The organism is Paracoccus sp. R12_2, assembly GCF_017744015.1.
Classification (GTDB): Bacteria; Pseudomonadota; Alphaproteobacteria; order Rhodobacterales; family Rhodobacteraceae; genus Paracoccus.
The window spans coordinates 1-20,808 of sequence record NZ_JAGHRA010000027.1; the positions used below are offsets into that span (position 1 = coordinate 1).

General features: G+C 64.1%; 26 protein-coding genes and 1 pseudogene. 22 read left to right on the forward strand and 5 right to left on the reverse strand.

Annotation, left to right across the window (positions count from 1 at the left end):
• Nucleotides 1–67: 67 nt before the first annotated feature.
• The 3 genes from J7359_RS19090 to J7359_RS19100 form a co-directional block, all read right to left on the reverse strand.
• The gene (locus J7359_RS19090) at nucleotides 68–373 is read right to left on the reverse strand and encodes a hypothetical protein (RefSeq protein WP_209059490.1); all 306 of its coding nucleotides are present in this window, start codon (nucleotides 371–373) and stop codon (nucleotides 68–70) included.
• Nucleotides 373–567 (reverse strand): hypothetical protein, encoded by a 195-nt coding sequence (locus J7359_RS19095; RefSeq protein ID WP_209059492.1) that lies wholly within the window; start codon nucleotides 565–567, stop codon nucleotides 373–375. The genes J7359_RS19090 and J7359_RS19095 overlap by 1 nt, the downstream gene beginning before the upstream one ends.
• Nucleotides 568–814: 247 nt before the next feature.
• Nucleotides 815–1,129, reverse strand: a complete 315-nt coding sequence (locus J7359_RS19100) for a helix-turn-helix transcriptional regulator (RefSeq protein ID WP_209059494.1) — start codon at nucleotides 1,127–1,129, stop codon at nucleotides 815–817.
• A 95-nt stretch (nucleotides 1,130–1,224) separates the two neighbouring features.
• Between J7359_RS19100 and J7359_RS19105 the strand changes: the two genes are divergently transcribed.
• Nucleotides 1,225–1,494 carry a helix-turn-helix transcriptional regulator gene (locus J7359_RS19105; protein WP_209059505.1) on the forward strand — a complete coding sequence of 90 codons (270 nt, stop codon included), beginning with the start codon at nucleotides 1,225–1,227 and terminating at the stop codon, nucleotides 1,492–1,494.
• A complete protein-coding gene (locus J7359_RS19110) occupies nucleotides 1,463–1,795 on the forward strand; it encodes a hypothetical protein (RefSeq protein WP_209059506.1) in 333 nt (110 codons plus the stop codon). The genes J7359_RS19105 and J7359_RS19110 overlap by 32 nt, the downstream gene beginning before the upstream one ends.
• Nucleotides 1,796–1,921: 126 nt before the next feature.
• On the opposite strand, the gene J7359_RS19115 is transcribed toward J7359_RS19110, so the two are convergent.
• Nucleotides 1,922–2,194, reverse strand: coding sequence for a hypothetical protein (locus J7359_RS19115; RefSeq protein WP_209059509.1), 273 nt, complete (start codon nucleotides 2,192–2,194; stop codon nucleotides 1,922–1,924).
• 447 nt (nucleotides 2,195–2,641) lie between these two features.
• On the opposite strand from J7359_RS19115, the gene J7359_RS19120 reads away from it, so the two are divergent.
• From J7359_RS19120 to J7359_RS19145, 6 genes are all read left to right on the forward strand, one after another.
• A complete protein-coding gene (locus J7359_RS19120; RefSeq protein ID WP_209059512.1) occupies nucleotides 2,642–2,899 on the forward strand; it encodes a hypothetical protein in 258 nt (85 codons plus the stop codon).
• Between the two features lie 3 nt (nucleotides 2,900–2,902).
• The gene (locus tag J7359_RS19125; protein WP_209059515.1) at nucleotides 2,903–3,193 is read left to right on the forward strand and encodes a hypothetical protein; all 291 of its coding nucleotides are present in this window, start codon (nucleotides 2,903–2,905) and stop codon (nucleotides 3,191–3,193) included.
• The gene (locus J7359_RS19130) at nucleotides 3,190–3,387 is read left to right on the forward strand and encodes a hypothetical protein (RefSeq protein WP_209059517.1); all 198 of its coding nucleotides are present in this window, start codon (nucleotides 3,190–3,192) and stop codon (nucleotides 3,385–3,387) included. The genes J7359_RS19125 and J7359_RS19130 overlap by 4 nt, the downstream gene beginning before the upstream one ends.
• Nucleotides 3,380–4,510, forward strand: coding sequence for a primase-helicase zinc-binding domain-containing protein (locus J7359_RS19135; protein WP_209059519.1), 1,131 nt, complete (start codon nucleotides 3,380–3,382; stop codon nucleotides 4,508–4,510). The genes J7359_RS19130 and J7359_RS19135 overlap by 8 nt, the downstream gene beginning before the upstream one ends.
• Nucleotides 4,510–6,333 (forward strand): DNA primase family protein, encoded by a 1,824-nt coding sequence (locus J7359_RS19140; RefSeq protein WP_209059521.1) that lies wholly within the window; start codon nucleotides 4,510–4,512, stop codon nucleotides 6,331–6,333. Before J7359_RS19135 ends, J7359_RS19140 begins: the two co-directional genes overlap by 1 nt.
• 910 nt (nucleotides 6,334–7,243) lie before the next feature.
• The gene (locus J7359_RS19145; RefSeq protein ID WP_209059523.1) at nucleotides 7,244–7,987 is read left to right on the forward strand and encodes a hypothetical protein; all 744 of its coding nucleotides are present in this window, start codon (nucleotides 7,244–7,246) and stop codon (nucleotides 7,985–7,987) included.
• A gap of 59 nt (nucleotides 7,988–8,046) precedes the next feature.
• Here J7359_RS19145 and J7359_RS19150 read toward each other — a convergent pair whose 3' ends face one another.
• Complete coding sequence (locus tag J7359_RS19150) at nucleotides 8,047–8,256, reverse strand: hypothetical protein (protein WP_209059526.1); 210 nt, start codon at nucleotides 8,254–8,256, stop codon at nucleotides 8,047–8,049.
• Nucleotides 8,257–8,455: 199 nt separating this feature from the next.
• On the opposite strand from J7359_RS19150, the gene J7359_RS19155 reads away from it, so the two are divergent.
• From J7359_RS19155 to J7359_RS19220, 14 genes and pseudogenes are all read left to right on the forward strand, one after another.
• Complete coding sequence (locus J7359_RS19155) at nucleotides 8,456–9,157, forward strand: hypothetical protein (protein WP_247740541.1); 702 nt, start codon at nucleotides 8,456–8,458, stop codon at nucleotides 9,155–9,157.
• Between the two features lie 149 nt (nucleotides 9,158–9,306).
• The gene (locus tag J7359_RS19160; protein WP_209059530.1) at nucleotides 9,307–9,927 is read left to right on the forward strand and encodes a hypothetical protein; all 621 of its coding nucleotides are present in this window, start codon (nucleotides 9,307–9,309) and stop codon (nucleotides 9,925–9,927) included.
• On the forward strand, nucleotides 9,927–11,990 hold the full coding sequence (locus tag J7359_RS19165) for a terminase gpA endonuclease subunit (protein WP_209059541.1): 2,064 nt from the start codon (nucleotides 9,927–9,929) through the stop codon (nucleotides 11,988–11,990). The genes J7359_RS19160 and J7359_RS19165 overlap by 1 nt, the downstream gene beginning before the upstream one ends.
• Nucleotides 11,987–12,190, forward strand: coding sequence for a hypothetical protein (locus J7359_RS19170; protein ID WP_209059544.1), 204 nt, complete (start codon nucleotides 11,987–11,989; stop codon nucleotides 12,188–12,190). The genes J7359_RS19165 and J7359_RS19170 overlap by 4 nt, the downstream gene beginning before the upstream one ends.
• A 12-nt stretch (nucleotides 12,191–12,202) precedes the next feature.
• On the forward strand, nucleotides 12,203–13,684 hold the full coding sequence (locus J7359_RS19175) for a phage portal protein (protein WP_209059546.1): 1,482 nt from the start codon (nucleotides 12,203–12,205) through the stop codon (nucleotides 13,682–13,684).
• Nucleotides 13,681–15,756 (forward strand): ClpP-like prohead protease/major capsid protein fusion protein, encoded by a 2,076-nt coding sequence (locus J7359_RS19180; protein ID WP_209059548.1) that lies wholly within the window; start codon nucleotides 13,681–13,683, stop codon nucleotides 15,754–15,756. The genes J7359_RS19175 and J7359_RS19180 overlap by 4 nt, the downstream gene beginning before the upstream one ends.
• A gap of 80 nt (nucleotides 15,757–15,836) precedes the next feature.
• Nucleotides 15,837–16,166: a DUF2190 family protein gene (locus tag J7359_RS19185; RefSeq protein ID WP_209059550.1), complete on the forward strand. Its 330-nt coding sequence runs from the start codon at nucleotides 15,837–15,839 to the stop codon at nucleotides 16,164–16,166.
• Between the two features lie 25 nt (nucleotides 16,167–16,191).
• Entirely contained in the window at nucleotides 16,192–16,500 is a 309-nt protein-coding gene (locus J7359_RS19190) for a hypothetical protein (protein ID WP_209059551.1), read from the forward strand.
• On the forward strand, nucleotides 16,497–16,916 hold the full coding sequence (locus tag J7359_RS19195) for a hypothetical protein (RefSeq protein WP_209059553.1): 420 nt from the start codon (nucleotides 16,497–16,499) through the stop codon (nucleotides 16,914–16,916). Before J7359_RS19190 ends, J7359_RS19195 begins: the two co-directional genes overlap by 4 nt.
• A gap of 50 nt (nucleotides 16,917–16,966) precedes the next feature.
• Nucleotides 16,967–17,233, forward strand: a complete 267-nt coding sequence (locus tag J7359_RS19200; protein ID WP_209059556.1) for a hypothetical protein — start codon at nucleotides 16,967–16,969, stop codon at nucleotides 17,231–17,233.
• Nucleotides 17,234–17,348: 115 nt separating this feature from the next.
• Complete coding sequence (locus J7359_RS19205) at nucleotides 17,349–17,786, forward strand: hypothetical protein (RefSeq protein ID WP_209059559.1); 438 nt, start codon at nucleotides 17,349–17,351, stop codon at nucleotides 17,784–17,786.
• Nucleotides 17,787–17,882: 96 nt separating this feature from the next.
• On the forward strand, nucleotides 17,883–18,329 hold the full coding sequence (locus tag J7359_RS19210; RefSeq protein ID WP_209059565.1) for a hypothetical protein: 447 nt from the start codon (nucleotides 17,883–17,885) through the stop codon (nucleotides 18,327–18,329).
• 35 nt (nucleotides 18,330–18,364) lie between these two features.
• Nucleotides 18,365–18,679 (forward strand): hypothetical protein, encoded by a 315-nt coding sequence (locus tag J7359_RS19215; RefSeq protein WP_209059568.1) that lies wholly within the window; start codon nucleotides 18,365–18,367, stop codon nucleotides 18,677–18,679.
• Nucleotides 18,680–18,746: 67 nt separating this feature from the next.
• Nucleotides 18,747–20,808: pseudogene (locus J7359_RS19220) on the forward strand (hypothetical protein); the annotation flags it as partial.

Below are 20,808 nucleotides of genomic sequence, written 5' to 3' on the forward strand. Positions count from 1 at the left end.
CAGACGAACGGGGTGCTTGGAACATCGAAAGTGCGGATGGGAATGCCGCGATATGTGACCGGCGCGATCATGCCAGCACCCACAGCGCCAGCGCGCCGCCAAGCGTGGTGCAGGCACAGGCGATGGTGGCCAGAAGCAGGTCGCGGGACGTGACCGCCTGAATCGGCCTGGGATCGTCCTCGATCTGCACCGCGGGCAGGTCGATCGGCAGGATCTCTGGCTGATGCGTTGCCCGCCGCATGTCCGCGACCATCTGCATGCGCCAGCGTTCGGTTGCCGCGCGGGTGTCTTCGTCCGGCCAGCCCAACTGGGGCGATGCATAGACGATCTGGCACTCGCGGTCGGTGAGGGGGCGGCTGCTGACGACGGCCATCACGCTGCCCCGTCCGGCATTCCGCCGACATTGCGCTGCGCGAGCTTCACGCCGTTCGCGTTGGCCCTGATGAACCAGGCGAGGCGGACGGCCGTCGGACCAGCGGCCAGTGCGGCATCGGGGTTGGTGAGAATGTGGCGGACCTCGTCATAGATCGGATGGCCCGCAAGTTTGCTATCGGTGCTGCGCTGCATGGCGCTGGCCTCCATCGGGTTGCGATGGCAAGAAGTTCGCGCATAGCGAATAAATTGGCAAGACAAAAAGTTCGCTATGTGCGAATTTATATTGGTTCTGACCCTAGAGCATCGTGCAACGTTCCGCGAATCGGGTTGCGACGTCGGCAAATGTTCGCTTAATGTTCACGCAAAGGGGGCGAGATGTACGTGATTGAATTGCTGCAGCATATGGCCGCCATATCGGAGACCGATAGGCTGAAGCTCTTTAATCAGATTGCTTGTCGCTCGCCGCGAGAAGTCCTCGAGCGATCTTCGCAATCGCCAACTGATCCTCAGGTGAGAGCTGCTGATAAATTGCCACATGATCCAGCATAAGTTGGTCTTGCTGGTTCTCGGGCATGAATATTTCAGCATCATTAACACGCAGTGCTTGCGCGATCGCCCGAAGCATATGCACGCCGCCGGTCCTTTGTCCCGTCTCCAGCTGAGACAGGTACCCCTTCGAGGTTCCGACCATCTCGGCCAGTTGATCTAGGGTCAGACCCCTGTTTTTGCGATGTTCGCGGATGCGGTACTTCATCCTGCGAACATTGCACGCGAGGCGCGGCAAACGAAAATCGCTCTTAGCGAACTTTTGATATTGACGGCGGGTTCGCTTTGCGCGAACGTCCGGCTATGGAAAAGCTTCGAGCATATCTGTCCGACGAGGGCGTAACGCAAAAGACGTTTGCAGAGGCGGTCGGCCTCTCTCGCAGCCACTTGAATGAGATCATCTCCGGGCGAAAACGCCCAAGCTTGGACGTTGCGTTCGCAATAGCGCGGGCAACGAATGGTGCCATTTCGGTGGATTCTTGGGAGATCGGCGGTTTGCCCGAAGCCATTTCTCAAACCCCCAACCACAACGAGTCCTCCAATGAACAATCTGAGAATCAAGACGCAGCCTAGCAGCGGCGCCCGGCAAAAGTCCCATCATGATCAGTTTGACGGACGCGGCCGATCACGTGGATCCGCGCGGCGCGCACATGTCCACGGTCAGCATCCGGATCGCGCCGATTTCCTGCGGCGCTGGTCGCTGCTGATGATCGCCAGCTTTCGCAGCAGCGAGGTCTGCGCGGCCCATTTCGACGTCACGATGCAGACCGCCTGGAACTGGCGAGAGGGAATCAACTGTCCGCTTGGCCACCATGTCGATCATGCGCATGCCACTCTCGCGCGGTTCGATGAGATCATGCGGGGTGACCGGTGATGGAACGTCCGGATCTGAAATCGCCGATCGACGTGCGCGGCTTTCGCACCTGCAAGAGTGCTGAGAACCGTGAGCGCCTAATGAAGGTCCTGAGCGTCGGACGGCCTTCGGTGCGCAGGAAGATCCTCACTGATGAGTCTTGCCAACACCTTCAATTTCATCGGCCTTTTCAAGAATTAGCTTCGCCAGGTGCCTCGCATCCTCGCATGTCATCCGGAACTGAAGCGCGGTGGCCTCGTCTACCTTGCTTTCCTGGCGTTGCGTACCATCCCAGAGGCGACAGCAAATGAGGCTGAGACCGGGAAATACCATCTCGCCGGCGGCGAAGCTGTTCACCAATGGGCCAATCAAACCGCCGTTGTCGTTCCTCAGGAGGTCATCGTCACCGACTTTATACATTTTTGAATCCTTTGTTCGGTGCGCTTTCATATTCGGCCGCGTGCCTAGGATAGGTAATTCGAAAGTAATGCAATTGGTTTCGTGCTTTCAGGTTGCCCGGGGCGGGGAGGATCGGCGGGGCGCAGCACCTGTCGCCAACCCGCTGCGATTGCGGCCCGCCCTGGGTGCAGATCACCCGCGATCGTGGAACCTGCGGCTGGCCCGGCCGAGAGCCGTCTTCTGGCGGCGGGGCAGTCATCTCTGCCTGCGCGAACATCGCCTGTTTCGCGCGGGTGACTGGCGGGGCGCGCTGCTCGCCGCTCCGTCCTTTTTATTCGCAATCCGCCCCGGTCGGTCATCAGGGACGGAAACCCGGTGGCGCCGTCTGCTCCTTCCGCGGCGCCCCCGGGAAACTGACATGTGAGGGACATCATGGATCAGCACGGACGACGCAGGCAGGGGGCGCAGATGATCGCGCTTGGCCTCGCCATGAAATCCAGCCTGGGCGAGGCCGATGCAGAGACGCTGTCGCTGGCCGTCATCGCGGTGAAGGAGACCTTGCCGAAGGACGACCCGCTGTATGTCGGGCTGGATGACTTCGCGGACCTGTTTCCCCGGTCGCGCCGCGATCCAACGCTTTTGAAGACCGCGGGGCAGCGGCTGTGGCGGGCCGTCGAGCGATCGACTTGGCCGATGCCCGCCGAACGCGCCGATGTCGAGGGCTGAGCGATGAAGCTGAACGCATTCGATCGCACGCTGATCCACGGACTTGGTCTGATGTCTCGCCTGCCGCTTATCCCGGACGAGGCCGACTTTCGCATGCTGGCCGAGATCATCGACAAGGCCGCCCCGCGCGCGACCCGGTCGCCGGAAATGGAGCCGCTGCTGCGCGAGGCGCGCCGGATCGCCGATAACCTCGGGCCCCATCGCGCCATCGAACACTATGTCGCCCGAGCGATGAACGATTTCGACCGCCGCTGCATGGCGGCCCACTGGAACGCAGCGCGGAGGCCGGAATGAACGAGCAATCGATCGACCTGGAACTGATCCGCGCGGTGGCTGAAGCCGCCGATATCGGCACGCCCCCACGCAAATTCGTGAAGCTGCTGGAATTCGTGCACGGGCTTTGTATCGACGCCTATCAGTCCGGTCTCGCGGAGAATGCGGATAGCCCCTCGTCGCTTCCGGAAAAGCGGGCGGCATCGGATGGCTGAAGAAGATACCCGGCTGATCGAGGCAAAGGCGATCCCCATGGATCAGTTGGCCGATCGCCTGCAGATCAAGGGGCTTGTGCGCACGGCGGGCGAGCTGGTCGGACCTTGCCCCGGCTGCGGCGGAACGGATCGCTTCTCGATCAATCCCCGCAAAGGCGTGATCTTCTGCCGCGGCTGCGATGCCAAGGGCGACCAGGTCGCGCTGGTTCAGCTGACGCTCGGGATGGATTTCCGTGCGGCGCTGGACTGGCTGGTCGGTCCGCGACAGGAGCTGACGCCACAGCAGCAAGCCGAGCAGCGCCGCAGGGCGGACGCATTCCGTCGGCAACGAGAGGCGGACGCCGCCCGACACAGGGCTGACGCGATTCGCCAGGCGCGCGAGATCTGGAACGCCGGCCGTCCCGCCGACGATACCGTTGTCGCAGACTATCTGGACCGTCGCGGCCTTCGCCTTCGTGCGGGCGCGAAGTTGCCCCGGTGCTTCCGGTTCGAGCCGAGCGCGCGTCTGGTCGTGCCGGTGGCGGGCAGGGGGCGCGAATTCCAGACCGTGCATGAGGGTCCGACCATGTTGTCTGCCATTCAGGCACCGGACGGCAGCATCAGCGGCGTGCATCGCACATGGATCGATCTCGACCAGCCGAAGGGCAAGCCGGTCGTCGCCCATCCGTTCAAGGATGGTGAAACGGTGCCGGCAAAGAAGGTCTACGGCAGCAAGAAGGGCGGCGCGATCCGCCTGTATACCCCGCGCGACGCGATGGTGATGGTGATGGCCGAAGGCATCGAGACGACGCTGTCGGCGATGTTTGCGAGGGCCCTGCCGGAAGGCGCTTCGTACTGGGCCGGGGTGGACCTGGGCAACATGTCCGGCCAGCGGAAGATGGGGCAGGGGCTGAAATACGCCGGCATCCCCGACATGGAGGATCGCGACGCTTTCGTGCCGCCACCATGGGTGCAGCGCCTGATCTTCGTCCAGGACGGCGACAGCGAACCGCGCCTGACACGCGCAAAGCTGCTGTCAGGGCTGCGAAGGGCAATCGCGCGGCGTCCGGGGCTGACCGCGGCCATCGTTCATCCAGGCGAGGGCGTCGATATGAACGATCTTCTGACCGGTGCGGCAGACTGATGGAAGACGGTATCGAAAAGGTTCGGGCTGTCATGCAAGCGCAGGAAGAGGTCAGCCTGCCAGAAGGCATGGAGCCTGCTGCCAACGACAGCGTTGACCCGGGACCGGATCCGCAAGCCGAGCCGGACGACGGATCCCCCGCACCCCCTGATGACACGGTCGACGAAACGCCCCGCGATTGCGCGCACTTGCCCCTGAATGACTATGGCAACGGGCAAAGGTTCTGCCGGCATTTCGGAGAGGACGTTCTATGGGTGCCGCGGGTTGGCTGGTTCGTCTGGTCGGGGCAGCGCTGGGAAAAGGACGCCGACGAGATCGAGGCCCGGCGCCATGCCCAAAAGCTGGGTGGGTTGATCGAGCGCGAGGTGCCGTGGCTGCTGCTGGATGATTGGCAGATGGCGGTTCTGTCCGAGGCGCGGACGTTGCGGAACAAGGCCAAGCAACTCGATGAGAAGGTCGAAGCGGGCGGCGAGGATGCAGCTGCGGCGGAAATCGAGCGGCAAGGTCTGGATGGCCGGTTGGCCGAGATCGCTAGCATGGAAAAGATCCTGACCAGCAAGCGCAAGGATCATCGCGGATTCGCGCGCACATCCGGCAACACGACCCGCATCCAGGCGGCAATGACCGAAGCCTCGGTCGGGCTTGCGAAACCCTTGTCGCTGCTGGACGCGGCTCCGCTGGACGTGAATTGCGCCAGCGGCACGCTGCGGTTCTCGGTGACTGGTGGGCCGCAGGAAGGGTTCAGCCGCACAGCCGATGTCACGTTGCTGGACCATTCCCGGGATCTCTATTGCACCAAGCTGATGCCGGTCGCATACGATCCGGACGCGTCCGCGCCGCTGTTTCATGCCTTCCTTGAACGGATCCAGCCGGCGCCCGAAATGCGAGGCTTCCTTCAGCGCTGGCTAGGGCTGTCCATGACGGCGCTGACCGGCGAACAGAAGCTTTGCTTCTTCCATGGTGGCGGGGGCAACGGCAAATCTGTCCTGGTGGATCTGATCGCCAAGCTGATGGGCGACTATGCCAGTACTGCAAAGATCGAATCCCTGACTGGCCGGAACCGCCGTGGCGGCGGTGATGCCACACCCGACCTGGTGCCCCTGATGGGCGCTCGGTTCGTGCGGGCATCCGAGCCCGAGGAAAACGAGAAGCTTCAGGAAGGGATCATCAAGGAACTGACCGGCGGTGAGCCGATGCTTGTGCGTGCGCTGCACAGCGACTTCGTGGAGGTGCGCCCTCACTTCAAGCTGACCATCAGCGGCAACCACAAGCCCGATATTCGCGGCCTCGATGACGGGATATGGCGACGGGTGCTTCTGGTGCCCTTCGAGGTGCAGATCCCGAAGGAGCAACGCGATCCCAACCTGGGCGAAAAGCTCTGGGCCGAGCGCGCCGGGATCCTGAACTGGCTGATCGAGGGCCTGATCGCCTATCTCGAGGGCGGTCTGCAGGAGCCGCTCGCAGTTCTGGACGCGACACGCGAATACCGAGAGGAATCGGACCCGATCGGCATGTTCCTGGACAGCGCTTGCGTCGTCACCGGCGATGCAACCGACAGCCTGCCGACCAAGGACCTGGTGCTGGCCTTCAACTACTGGATGGACCAACGCGGCGAGGGCCAGTGGAAAGATCGCACGATCAGTTTGAGGCTGAAGGAAAAGTCACGGAGCTGGCGCAGCTCTGTCACAGGCAAGGGTTTCACTGACCGCAAGAGCAGCGGAGTGATGCGCTATGACGGGATCCGCTTCACGGACACGTTCCGAAAGGACCTGCCAACGGATGTGGAAGGGCGGGTGACCTGGACGGGGAGGCGGAATGGTTGATCGCAGCTGGCTGTTGCAGCCTCTAACCGGCCTGACGAAGCCGGATCTACTCTCCCTCGCGCGGGCTGCGGATACGTCCCGAGATTGGAACACCTGGCGGGGCCGCAAGGCGGATCTGAAAGCGATCATAGAGTGCGAACGTGCCAGGTACTGGGACGAAAACGCGCAACCTCCCGCGCCAAAAACTGACCTCGTCATGTCACCGGCAGGGCGAGTTGGCTACATCGTCCCTCGATCCATCATATCGGCCGAAGAAGCGAATGACGTCCTCCGAGGCATGCCTCGGCCCGATCCCGATCTCGGGATAGCAGGAGCTTGAGTTTGCCAACACCATACCTTCACGGCAACCATGATCCTTGCCCCAGCTGCGCGCTGCGGCGCGAGGTCGAAGACACAGCCCCGGTCTTGCGGCCGGTGATCCCGTGCAACCAGTGCGCCGACCTCGGCTTCCTGCCGCTGTCCTCGGCCGAGATCGTGCGGCGGACCTGCGATCACGCACGCGCCTGGTACTGGCCGACGTTCGATCGCGCATGCGCGTCTCCCCGCACCCCTCCTTCGTGGTCGTCGATCAGGGAGGATCAAGCTCCCTGCGGGGAGGATGGGGACGATAAGGGGCGCGGGGTTGAGTGTCGCGATTTCAAGGGGTTGGGGGAGGATCCGGGATGATAGGGAGCATAGGGAGGATATCTGCCACCTACGCATATGCGCGCGCGAAGAAGGGGTGAAGGGGAAGTGATCGTCTTCACATGCGTAGTTCGGCTTTATCGTCCCCATCCTCCCTGACTGAACACAACTCATTGAAACTGCGCGCTTTATCCTCCCTTTCTATCCTCCCTCCATCATCCCTTCCTGAAAGAACATCCTCCCCATGATCCCTGTGAAAAAGAGCCACGAAACAACAGGTAGTGTGATGGCAAAGAGCGGACACAAGATAAGCGATTTCGGGACGATGGGTCGGGATTGGAATGAGGCTGAAGCGCGGCGGCGGGACGAAGAGCGCAGCCGGATCGAGGCGATCAAGTCTGCCGCGCAGCCGCCTGCCGAGTGCGGCCCGGCCATCATCGCCGCACCGGCGCGCGGAGCTGGTGTGGCATTCCAGCCGTTGGAGATGCGGCCGAAGGGCGAGGAAGACTGGCAGGCGGTCCCGGTCGGCTATGGCGGTCGCTCCGCCGTGCGCGCGGCGGATGTGTTCGACCGGATGATTGCCAGCGCCGATCGGGCAGGGCGGTCGTGGCCTCTGACGCCCGGGCAGATCGCGGTGGGCCGACGCTATCGCGATCTGGTCGAATGGCGCGCGGCGGGCGCGATCAAGGGTTCCACCATCGATGGCAGGCAAGCCGGATCAGGCGACCGCGATTTCATGGATGCCTATCTGTCAGTCGGGCGGGAACTGGACGGTATGAAGCGCCGGATCGGTGACGGCGTCGCGATGCCGGTTCGGCGCATCCGTCCGAAGGCACGCGGTCTGGATCAGCGCGGCCCGATCCTTGATCGCAGGTTGGTGGATATGGTCTGCCTCCAGCAAATGCTTTTGACCGAGGTGCTGCGCCGCCACGGATGGTCAACCAAGGGTCCGCACCGAGATGCGTTGCGAGAGGCTCTGTCAGCCTCGCTGGATCGCATGATCGGATACCGGGTTCGAAAAACTTCTTGACGGCTAAGGTCCGTCTGTGAGAACAGAATCAATATTATCTGGAAGTGCGCCCGCCGGGATCATCCCTCGCGGGCGTTCTTCGTTTTGGCGAGGCCGTGTGTGGGATCTACCTGCGGGTCCGAAGGAAGTTCCAGTTGATCCTGCAGGTGTTCCAGAAGTGCACGATAATCCTTGTTGTGGCGATAGGGTCTCAACGCTGTCAGGATCAGTTGCCATTCGTCAGCAGTAATATACGGGCTGAAAGTGTCTTTCTTCACGGTCTTGCTCATTCTTGCTCTGCTCTCGACAACGCTTAAGAACGGTGGCGCCAGGATTTGGTTGCATGGGCACTCTGACAAGCCCTGCGTGAATTCGGCGTGAACGACGCAGGCACTGATTGCGCAATGCTGTGCGCTTGCGTCTGTGTCCACGCGCACAGTCAGACAGGATGAACGAAGGTAACATGGGAGGGTAGGCATGGATACATTGATGTCCATCGACACCGGCCCGTTCACACTGGCACTGAAGCAGCTGGCCGATCGGGATGTCCGGATCGCCGGCACCTGGGCGCTCAACGACATGGCCGCAGATATACGCCAGGACGTCACCGATCGGATGAAGGTTGTCTTCGACCGGCCGACGCGCTGGACGCTGAACGCCTTCGAGGTGGTGCGGGCAACGCCGATGTCGCTCGAGGCCGAGGTCCGGCAGAGGGCCGGTTCGGCGTCTCGCCACTACCTGCGAGTGGAAGAGGAAGGCGGGCCGAGGCCACAAACCGGGTTCGAGATGCTGCTCTCGCGCAGCCTCGCCTATGAGGGGGTGATCCAGTCGATCATTCCCGGTGACAATGCCCGGCTCGACGCGTACGGGAACTGGTCGCAAGGCGAAAAGAACCGCGTGCTCTCGGATCTCCAAGCGCAGCGGGACGCGACGGCGAACAGCACAGCCGCCTCGCGTCGGCGTCACCGGCGCCGCGCGCGGTACTTCGTACCCAAGCGGGGCCTTTCGGCCGGCATCTACAAGCGGGAGGCCAATGGCAACATCGGCATCGTCGCGGTCATCAGCACGAAGGTGCCGGTCTATCAGCAGAGGCTCGGCTTCTACGAGAATGCGGGCCAGCTATTCGCAGCGAAGATGTCGGACCACCTGACCCGGACGCTTGGCCGGATGATGCAGAAGCGGTTCAGTTAGCCGCGGGTCCTTCCCGCCGATCTGCAGCACGCGGGTAATTCGCACCCCGACAGTTTCGGCTCTCTTAACTGCCGGGAAAGCCTTAACAAAATAGCCTTAACATCAACCACCCGCCTAAACAAACGCAAGGTTGCACAGAAAGGAACGTGATGCTGAACGCGACGCAGCTGGCTGACCGCCTGGGCGTCTCCAAGGCTCGGGTGTCGCAGTACCTGTCCGAAGGCAAACTTGCCGGATGCTACCAGGGCGAGGGCCGCGGTCGGCGCTTCGATCTCTCGAAGGTTCAGGCAGCGCTGCAAGGCCGCCTCGATCCCGGTCAGATGCTGGGGAACGGCGCCTCGACGCGGCAGGCGCTGACCGATCTGGCGGACACGTCGGAGACGGGCAAGCCGCGTGGCGCAGCATCGCGACCGGATGGCGTCCTCTCGCCGCGCGATCCCGATCGCTATGAGCTGGCGCGGATTCAGAACGCTGAAGAGGATGCGCGACGCAAGCGGCGGGACAACGAACGCGACGAGGGTCGCTGGGTCCTGGCGGAGGAAGTGGAGCGAGCGACCGCCAAGCTCACCGCGCGTGAGATCGGCCGGTTCGAAACCGTTCTGCGTGACGGCGCGCGCGCTGTCGCGGACCGGCTTGGTGTGGATTTTCGCGAGGCGAGGCAAATCCTCATGCAGACATGGCGGGCCCATCGCGGCGAGCGAACGGACCATCTGACAGGCGAGGCGGAAAGGACCATCATGACGGATGCCGAACGCGAGGCGAATGGCTGATGGGATTCCTGAGCTCGGCCGAGGCTGCGGTCCTGCGCGGGATCGCCCAGGCAATGCTGCCGCCGCCACCGCCAGACATCACCCGCTGGTGCGAAGAGAATATCGAGTTCGACGAGCGTTCGCCCTTTCCCGGTCGATTTCGGATCGATCGCTTCCCGTTCCTGCGCCGAATCCACGAGGTGCTGTCGCCGGAACATCCCTGTCGTGAAGTGACGGTTCGTGGATCCGCCCAGTGGGGCAAGACGGTGTCGGTCCTGAACCCGACACTTGCCGCCTGGCATGAATACGGCCCGCTCGACAGCCTGGTGGTGCATCCGACGACATCGTCGGCGACGGAATGGGTCCGGACCAAGTGGATGCCCATGCGTCGCCAGGCGCCAAGTCTTCGGACGCTTTTCGGCGACGGCCGGGGCGAGCAGACCGATACGTTGCACAACCAGGAAACCATCCGCCGCGATGGCAGCATGAAGGTGGTCTCCGCGGGCTCGCCGGACGATCTCGCCGGCACCACCCGCCGATTGGTCATGATGGACGACGTGTCGAAGTTCGAGATGACACCCAAGGGTGATCCCGAGCAGCTGGCCGTCAGTCGTGCGGCAGGGTTCGAAGACGCCAAGATCGCCCGGATCTCGACGCCCCAGGTGGTGGGGACGTGTCGGGTTTCGCGGGCGTTCCAGCGATCGACGCAGGAATTCTATCACGTGCCGTGCCCGCATTGCGGGGAGATGGCGCCCCTGACATGGGAGAACTTTCGCAAGAACCTGAATCCGGAACGTCTGGCGGCCGCCCATTTCAGCTGCGAGGCCTGCGGATGCGTGATCGATCACAGCCACAAGGTGGCGATGGTGTCCGCCGGCCGCTGGGTTCCCAACAACCCGGCCGGAGATCACCCCGGCTTTCACTTGTGGCGGGCCTATGTGCCGCAGCGCGACTGGGCCAGCATCGCGATCGAATATGCGCAGGTCATGGGCTGGACCGGATTGAAGCTCACCGAGGTCGGCGAAGCTGCCATGCGCGATCCGATCGATGCTCAAACCGAGCAGACGTTCTGGAACGACGTCATTGGCATGCCCTACGAGCAGGCCAGCAAGGGGCCGGACTGGGAGAAGCTTCGCGATCGCGTCGAAAATGACGAAAGCGAAGTCGGCCGACCGATCCAGAGAGGGACCGTTCCCGCGACAGGTGTCATCCTCGCCGCGGGGGTCGATTGCCAGGGTGACCGGATCGAGGTGCAGGTCGTGGCGTTCGGTCGCAACTATCGTCGCTGGGTGATCGATAACCAGGTGGTTCCGCATCACATCAGCACCGAGGAAGCCAGGGGCGCGCTGAACCAGATCCTGAAAGGGACGTGGCGCACGGAGGCAGGCCGGCGGATCGCGTTGGACGTTCTGGCGATCGATGGTGGTGCCTATACCGAGGATGTCTGGGACTGGGCGCTCGGCCATCCCTATACCCGCGTCATCGTGACCAAGGGCGCCACCAGTGCCATGGCGCCGCCGCTGAAGCGCATGGAATTCGACAAGCGCACCGACCGAATGGCGCGGCGGAAGCGCAGGCAGGGGTTTGTCGTCGGGGTCAGCCAGCTGAAGGCGGACTTCTATACCTGGCTCGACAAGACCGACCCGGCCGAGCGCGGCTTCTGTCGTTTCGCGGCTGGCCTCGGAGATGAATATTACCGCCAGATCACCGCCGAGATGCGAATCCTGAAGCGCGCCACATCGGGGGTCATGGTCAGTCGCTGGGTGATTGCAGAGGCGGGGCGCCGCAACGAGGCGCTGGACACGATGATCATGGCCGAGGCCGGAGCCCGGTACAAACAGTGGACCTACATGAGTGACGCGGCCTGGGACCAGCTGGACGTCGAGCGGGGCAGTCCGGCAGATGATCAGCAGGGGGACCTGTTCACGGCCGCGATCCCGGTCGTTGCTGAACCGGAGCGCCCGGCATCGCCGCCTGCCCATGTTGCGCCACCGGTTTCGGGGCGGATCGTGCCCCGACCCGTACCGACGCCAACACAGGATGAGGGCACCGATTGGGTGCCGGAACGGAGTGACTGGATATGAGCTACACGCAAGCCCAGGTCGACGCGCTTCGCGTGGCCATCGCGACCGGCGCGCTCGAGGTGCAGAACGGTCAGGAGCGTGTGAAGTATCGCAGCCTTGCAGAGATGCAGCGCGTCCTGGCGGAAGCCGAAGCCTCCCTGGCGGGAGTGGCGCGGACGCGTCCGACCCACTTCCATCCGACGTTCGATCGCGGCGTGTGAGGAATCCGGTCGATGAACATTCTTGATCGGACGATCGAACTCGTCTCCCCGATGGCTGCGTTGCGCCGGGCGCAGGCGCGCAGCGCCCTCGACGCGATGATGCGCTATGAGGCTGCCACTGCGGGCCGACGCGGCGCCTCGTGGCGCCCGGTGGCCAGCGATGCGGACACGGCGGCGGATCCGGCCCGCCAGCGTCTCGCGTTCATCGCCCGCGACATGATCCGCAACACCGCATTTGCGACCCGCGTGCAGGCCGTCGTTGCGAACAACGTCGTCGGCGATGGGATCATCCCGAAGGTCCGGGCAAGGTCGAAGCGATCGCGCGACAGCATGCTGGCGTCCATCGAGGCGCATTGCGACACCACCGCGATCGATGCGGACGGTCGCCAGAATCTCTACGGCCTGCAACGGCTGGCGATGAACACGATCGTCGACGCGGGCGAGGTGCTGATCAGGTATCGCCCGCGCGATCTGTCGGATGGTCTGCCGTTGCCGTTCCAGATCGAGGTGCTGGAGCCGGATTACCTGGACGTGACCCGCGACGGCGTCCTGCAAGGCGGCAACCGGGTCGAGAACGGCATCGAGTTCGACAAGTTCGGCCGCAGGGTCGCCTATTATCTGCACGCCGAGCATCCCGGTGCGTTGGGCGGGCTGCGGAACCGGTGGGCCAGCTACCGCGTGCCGGCGGATCGGGTCCTGCACATCTTTCGGCAGGATCGACCGAAGCAGATGCGTGGGGTGAGTTGGTATGCCCCGATCGCGATGCGACTGCAGGACTTCGCAGACGGGCAGGATGCCCACCTGATGCGTCAGAAGATCGCGGCGTGTTTCACAGCGTTCAGGGTGGCGCCTGACGCCGATCTTGCCGGGACGGACCCTGAAGATCCCGCGGGGCTGGCGACGATGTCACCCGGCCGGATCCAGAACTTGCAGCCCGGCGAAGATGTCCGCTTCGGAACGCCGCCCGGTGTGACCGGTGTCGAGGAATTCTATCGCTGGGTGATGCGTGCGGTCAGCGCCGACATGGGGCTGACCTACGAGGCGGTCACCAACGATTTCTCGGGGGTCAATTTCTCATCGGCCAGGATGGCGCGGATGGAAATGGACCGCAATGTCAGCAGCTGGCAATGGCTGATGATGGTTCCGCAGATGATGCAACCGATCGGGCGGTGGCTGGTCGAGGCATGGTCGCTGGTCAATCAGCAGGCCGCGTCGCGCGTGATGCTGGACTGGGTGCCACCGCCACGGGTCATCGTCGATCCCACGCGCGAGATCCTGTCGATGGCGGACCAGGTGCGCGCGGGCTTTGCCAGCCGCTCGGAAATGATCCGTCGCCTTGGCTACGATCCCGAGCGCGTCACCGAGGAGATCAGTGCCGAACGCATGGCAGACCGGGAAGGTAACCTGGTGTTCGACAGCGATGCCGGCGCGGTGGCCGCGCTGAGGGCCTACCCAGCGGAAGAAGCGCCCGCGCAGAAGGAGAAAACGAAATGAACGAGATCACGCTCTACGGAAGCTGCGGCGACAGATGGTGGGATGAGGAGTATTTCACCGCGGCCCAAGTGCGCGATCAGCTGGCGAGCATGTCGGGTCCGGTGACGGTCAGGATCAACTCCGGTGGCGGGGTCGCCTCCGAGGGTCAGGCCGTCTACACGATGCTGGTCGATTATCCGTCCGAGGTTCACGTGGTCATCGACGCGGTTGCCATGAGCGCCGCCAGCCTGATCGCGATGGCCGGTGACACGATCACGATGCGCCTCGGCAGCTACATGTTGATCCACGACCCGGCCTTTCCCTGCCTGGAAGGGCGCGGCACCTCCGCCGAACATCTGGTTGCGCATCAGCAGCTGGAAACCGTCGCCGGAGCCTATGCCGGGGTCTACGCCAGGCGCGCCGGGATCGGTGTCGAGGAAGCGCGCCAGATCATGCGCGATGAGACCGTCCTGGACGGGCCCAAGGCACTGATGATGGGGTTCGCGACGGCTGTCGACGAAAGCACCGAAGCCGAACCCGTCGCGCGCTTTGATTATCGAATCTACGCCCATGCGCCGCAGTCGCTGCGCGAGGCGTCGGAGGTTCTGGGCGGTCGGCCCGGAAAGGCGGCCGTTGTGGCCATGATGTCGGGATCATCCCGCAACCTGCAGCAGGAGACAACGATGGCGGAGAATGCCACCGAGACCGAGGCGGTGGACACCGCCGATGACGAAGTGACCACTTCCGAAACGGAAGACGCGCAAGTGGATGACGCAACGCCCGAAGCCGTCGAGACGGTCCAGGCGACGGCGTCGGGCGCCGATCGCCAGACCGCACAGCGGATCCGCGATACTGTCGCCATGGCCGGCTTCGAGCCGACGATGGCGCTCGACATGATTACCCGTGGCCTGTCCGCCGAAGCTGCGCTGGCCGAAGTTCTCACCAAACGCAAAGAGGGAGACGCGACCATGAGCGGCGCGAACCATTCGGGCCACCGCCCGGTCACGATCACTGCAGACGCGCGCGACAAGTTCCGCGATGGTGCGACCCGGGCGCTCATGATGAAATCCGGGATCACGGGCGGTGAGCGGAACGAGTTCTCCAGCCTGTCGCTCGCCGAGCTGGCACGTGAATGCATCATCATGTCGGGCCACAACGGCCGGTTCTCCAGCCGGATGGAGATGGTGGGCTATGCCTTCACGATGGCCGGATCCAACAGCACCAGCGATTTCGGCAACATCCTACAGAACATCCAGGGCAAGGCCGCGCTTGTGGGCTGGGACGAAGCTGCCGAGACCTATCCGATGTTCACCCGTGCCGGATCGCTGACCGACTTCAAGGCGACCAAGCGTGTCGGGCTGGGACTGTTCGACTCGCTGCAAAAGGTCGAGGAAGGCGCGAATTACGAGTTCGGAACTGTCGGTGATCGCGGCGAGCCGATCACGCTGGCGACTTACGGCCGGATGATCCGGATCACGCGGCAGGCGATCATCAACGATGACTTGACCATCCTGGGGAGCATTCCTCGCAAGATGGGTCGCGCGGCGCGGCGTACCATCGGTGACCTCGTCTTCGCAATCCTGACGGGCAACCCGGCGATGTCCGACGGCACGGCGCTGTTCCACGCCGATCACCGCAACCTGGCCGGATCCGGGGGTGCGCCCAACATCGCCACGATGTCGGCCGCGCGGGCCGCGATGCGCACGCAGCGCGAGAAGGCGGACGGGCCGGCACTGAACATCACCCCGAAATACATGCTGGTCCCGGCCGCCCTCGAAACCGCGTCGGCGCAGCTCCTGACCTCGACCGTCGATCCGACGGCGAACAAAGGGCACGCGACCAACCCGGTGGCCGGCATGGCGGAGCTGATCGTGGATGGCCGCCTCGATGTCGCCTCGGCAACGGCGTGGTACCTGGCCGCGGATCCCAATGCCTTCGACACGATCGAGGTGGCCTATCTCGACGGTGTCCAGTCGCCCTATATCGAGCAGCAGCAGATGTGGACGGCTGATGGGGTCGAGATGAAGGTGCGCATCGACGCGGGCGTGGCGCCGCTCGACTTCCGCACCCTCTACAAGAATCCCGGCTCCTGATCCGGCGATATCTCCTGACGAAAGGGCGGCCATGGTGCCGCCCTTCGTCGTTCTGAAACCTGAAACCGGAAGGTTCGATCATGAAAAACTATGTGAACAATGGCGAGACGGTCACGCTCGCCGCTCCCGATGCTGTCAGCTCCGGCGGCGGTGTGCTGGTTGGCACTCTGTTCGGGGTGGCCCAGGCAGACGCCGCGGCCGACGCACCAGTCGTGCTTGTGACGCGCGGTACCTTTGATCTCGCGAAAGTCGCGTCGCAGGCATGGGTCGTGGGTGTTGCGATCCATTGGGACAACACCGCGAAGGCCTGCACCACGACCGCCTCCGGCAATACGCTCATCGGCAAGGCCGTTGCGGCAGTCGGCGGCGGGGCAGGGGAGACCATCGGTCGCGTTCGGCTGAACGGCTGAACGCGTGTCGACCGTGTTTGACGGCATGACCGGTATCATCGCGAGAACGTTCGGTCGGCCGGATATCCTGTATCTGCCGGCCGTCGGCGCCCCGCGCAATGTTGCAGGGGTGTTTCGCGAGGCACCGACCGAAGCGATCGATCAGGACGGCCATCCGATCCTGATCGTCGCGCCGACCTGGCGCGTTGAGCGCGACCTCGTTCCGGATATTCGTCGAGGTGACCGGATCCAGCCGGGGAACGGACGAACCTACGCCGTTCTCAATCATGACCCTTCGGGCTCGCCCGCAGATGACGCGTTCCTGATCTGCGAACTGGAAAGGATCTTCGAGTGAGCCTCCGTGGTTACTTCAGGGCACTTGCGCGCGCGGCGCTGGCTGCGGATCCGCGCATGGGCGGCGTGGCCCAGCTCTCGGCGTGGGCAGGCAACATCCCCGCGGACATGCTGCCGGTTCTCGGTGTCGTCACGCCGCAGGAACGCGCCACGCTGGACGTGTTCGACCAGATGGAGCGATCCACGTTGCTGCAGGTGGTCGTGAAACGGCTCGGCGGCGACGAGCTGGAAGACACGCTCGACGAGGATGCCGAGGCGATCGAGGATTGCGTTGTGACCGCGATCTTCGCGGCGAACCATCGCTGCCTGCCGGAAGACCTGACCATCGCGCTGAACGGCGAGGGTGAACAGCGGGTCGGCACGGCGATCGTGAACTTCCGCGTGACCTGGCATCGCCCGCTCGGCGGCGAGGACTGACGATCCCGCCGGTGGCGGAGATCGAAGCAAACCCATCTGAAGAGGCGAACATGGCCAGACTGATCAACAAGACCGGGCGCGACATCACGCTGGTGACGCGCCACGTGATCCCCGCGAAGGGCGAACTGACCACCACCAATGCGACGATCCGCAGTCCGGACAACTGGCCGAAGATCTCGGGCCTGCGCGGCTGCGGTGACCTCGAGGTGGTCTTCGACCCGGACGGGGGCAAGAAAGCACCCGCGCCGGTGAAGCGCGCGGCCCGGACCTCGGAAGCGCCGGCGGAGGATCCGGCGAAGGTCGACCCTAAACCCTGAACCGCCGTTGCTCGCGGGCTGACCCCTTCGGTCAAACAGTGAGCTTTCCCGACAACCCGGATCAGGATCCGTCGCCACCGGCGACCCTGATCGCATGCCAAGAAAGGGCACAATCATGGCAGTCGCCATTTCCTATATCGGGGCCACGATCGGCTGTGTCGTCGGCGTCCCCACGACGCTTGACGAGGCAGGTTTCAGCGCCTTGACCTACGAGACCATCGGCAAGATCGCCTCATGGGGTGAGCTGGGCGATACGTCCAACGATATCACCGTCGAGCTGCTCGATGGCCGCGTCGAGCATGTGAGCGGATCGAAGGATGGCGGCGCGGTGCCGTTCACCATCCGGTCGGATGCGGATGACCTGGGCCAGCCGGTGCTGATCGCGCAGTCGAATACCAACAGCGAGGTGTCGTTCCGCGTGGTCGATCCGGACGGCAGCACCGCCTATTTCCACGGCAAGGTCGCCAATGTCCGCGACACGGCGCGCGAACCCGGCAGCTACAAGGGCTTCACCGGCGAGGTCCGCGTCAACTCGGCCGTCGTGCGCGCGTGATCCCATCGCGCCCGCCAGGGGGCGCGACCGGGCCGCCGTGGACGTGGTTCAGCCGCGGCGGCCCATCCTGAACCCGGACCCTCAAGGAACAGACCGATGGATTTTACGCAGTTCGACAGCCGGGCCGGCGCCGAAACCGCAGGGCGCCTGCATCTCAAGCACCCGGCAACCGGAATTCCCCTCTACGCCGACGAGGCCCATGAACAGCCCTGCATCGTGCTGGTGAAGGGCACCGAGGCGCGCTCGGCGCAGGCCGCGATGCGGGCCGCCCGGCAGGCGAAGCTCGCCAGCGGCAAGACCGGCGAGGACGCCGACAGCACGCTGGAGGACCTGCACGCTGACCTGGTCAAGAGTGCGGTTCCCCTGGTCAGCGGCTTCGAGAACATTCTGCGCGGCAAGGATGCCGCGACGGCTGCCGATGCCGAATGGTTCCTGAACCTGAACATCCTCAACGGCCAGAAGGACGACTTCTCCTTCGTCGTCCAGGTGTTCGAGTTTGCCAGCTCGCGTGCCAATTACCTGGGAAACGGCTCGAAACGCTGATCCTCGCGGCACGACAATGGGGTCATCTTCATGCCGTGCCGAAGGATTGCGGCGGGGAGAGCTGGCTGAAGAGGGCGCAACGCCTTCTGCAGCCTCTCGGCCTGCCGGACCTGGACGGCGGGGCTTACCTGCTGGAGGCGATGTTCCGGATCGGGCCGGTTCGTGAAACCGGCCTGGCGGCAACCGCACCGGACTGGTCCGAGATCGATGCATTCGCCCGGCAGACCGGACGGATCTCCGAGCCGTGGGAGGCCGAAGTGCTGTTCGACATGTGTCGCGGCTATCTCGATGAACTCAGGGCAGGGGAAAACCCGCTGGCGATCCCTCCGGTGGAAAGGAAAGCACAATGAGTGAGCTGATCGGTGAGGTTGCGATGGCGATTCTCGTGATCGGGCAGCTTTCGGGCAAGGATTGACCATGAACGTTTCTGCCGGACAGATGAGGGCCAGGCTTGGTCTGGATGTCTCGCAATTCGAGACAAGGGCGCGTGGGGCGGCGAACACCGCGCGGCAAATGGGCGCGCAGATCACGCGGGCACTCGACGGAAGCCGGGGCGCCGCGCGCGCCAATGCCGGGGCATTCGACCAATTGCGCGCCTCGATCGATCCGGCGTTCGCGGCCTCGCAGCGGTTCGGCGACATGCAGCGGCAGATCGCGGCGTTCGTGGACCAGGGCGTGGTGAGCCAGCGCACCGCCAACACCGTCCTCGAGCAGGCCGCATCCAAGTATATGGGTGTGGCGACGGCGGCCGAACGCGCCGAACAGGCGCAACGTCAGCAGGCGCAGGCGCTGGCCCAGACCACCTCAAGCTACCAGTCCCTGCGCGCCTCGATTGATCCGGTCTACGCCAGCAGCAAGCGGTACGAATCCGCGATCGAGACCGCCGATGCGGCCCTGAAGGCCAAGGTCATTACCGAACAGGAACACGCGCGTGTGCTTCAGATGGCGCAGCAGCGATATCTGTCGCTGACCCCGGCCGTCGCTGGCGCCACCGGCGGCCTGGCGAGGTTCACCCCGCAGATCACCAATGCAAGTTTCCAGGTGCAGGACTTCGCGGTTCAGGTCGCATCGGGCCAGTCGGCCCTGACAGCCTTCACTCAGCAGTTTCCGCAGCTTGCCGGCGTGATGGGGTTCTCCGGCAAGCTGGCGCTGATCGGCGCCGGGCTGGGGACCTTGGTCGCGGTGGGTGCCGCGGTGGCGCCGATGCTCTTGAACATGGGCAATTCGGCTGATGCCGCCGAGGATGCAATCGACAGGTTGCAAGGCGCGCATGACAGGCTGCGCACCGCGACCGACGGTCTGCGGATGTCCACAGATGATCTGACCGAAAAGTTCGGCGTGAATGCCGGTGCGGCCCGTGAACTCTACGGCGTCATGGCCGATATGGCGCGCCTCGAGTTCGCCCGCGAGATGGCAGGCGCTGTCTCCGCGTTGACGGGTCAGTTCGATGGTCTCGCGCAACAGCTCGCGACCGTGACAGACCTGTCTCGCGCTGCAGCCGAGAATACGCTGAAGTTCGGAACGGCCAATGATCGGCTGAAGCAGGCGGTGTCGGAGCTGACTGCTCAGTACGGTCTGGGTTACGGCCAGCTCGTCGATCTCAACCGCGCGATGGATGAGCTGCAGGCCGCCAAGGGCCCGCAAGAGCAAGCCCGCGCCGCAGCTGACCTGGTCGCAGAACTCCGCGCGGCGGAAGCTGCGGGAGCCCGGATTCCGCCGCAGATCTACGAGGCCGCGATCCAGTTGGGCAATGCCTCCATGCTGGGGTTCGAACTGGGCGGAAACCTCGATGGTGCGGCGTCCGCCGCTGACAGAGCCGCCGCCGCCGCGAGGAGCCTCGCCGCTGCCCTTTCGGCCGCGGCTGGGTTCAGCGCCGGGATCGAAAGCCAGATCCATGTCATCGGGGCAAGGATTCGTGCTCAGCAAGCCGGTGCCGATGCCGCCCTGGCCGGAACGATCGCGCAGCACAAGGCCGAAGCGGCAATGCATCGCGATCGGCAGATCGCCGACGGGATGGATCGCTACAACGCCGAGGCGCTCTACAAGCTGGACATGGATCGCATCGAGCAGCTTGCGGCGATGACCACGACCGAGAAGGAGCTTGCCAAGGCGGCTCGGTCGACCGGATCCGCCCGAACGGGGGCGGCGTCAAGCGCGTCGAAGGCGGCAAAGGAAGCCGCGCGCCTGACGGGGCAGCTGGACAAGGAAGCGGAACGCTGGCGCGACATGCTGGATCCCGTGGCGAAGTATCGCCGCGAGATGGCCGAGCTCTCGAAGCTCTTCGGGCGGTTGTCGCAGGGCGAGATGGCCGAAGCGCAACGTCGGCTGAATGTCGAGCTGGCAGACAGCGTCCCGCTGGCCGGAGATCTTGTCGACACGCTGTCTGAGGGGCTTCTGAGCGGCTTCTCGGGGACGATCGACAGCATCAAGTCGATGTTCAAGCGCTGGCTGTCGGAGATGATCGCCATGGCGCTCAAGA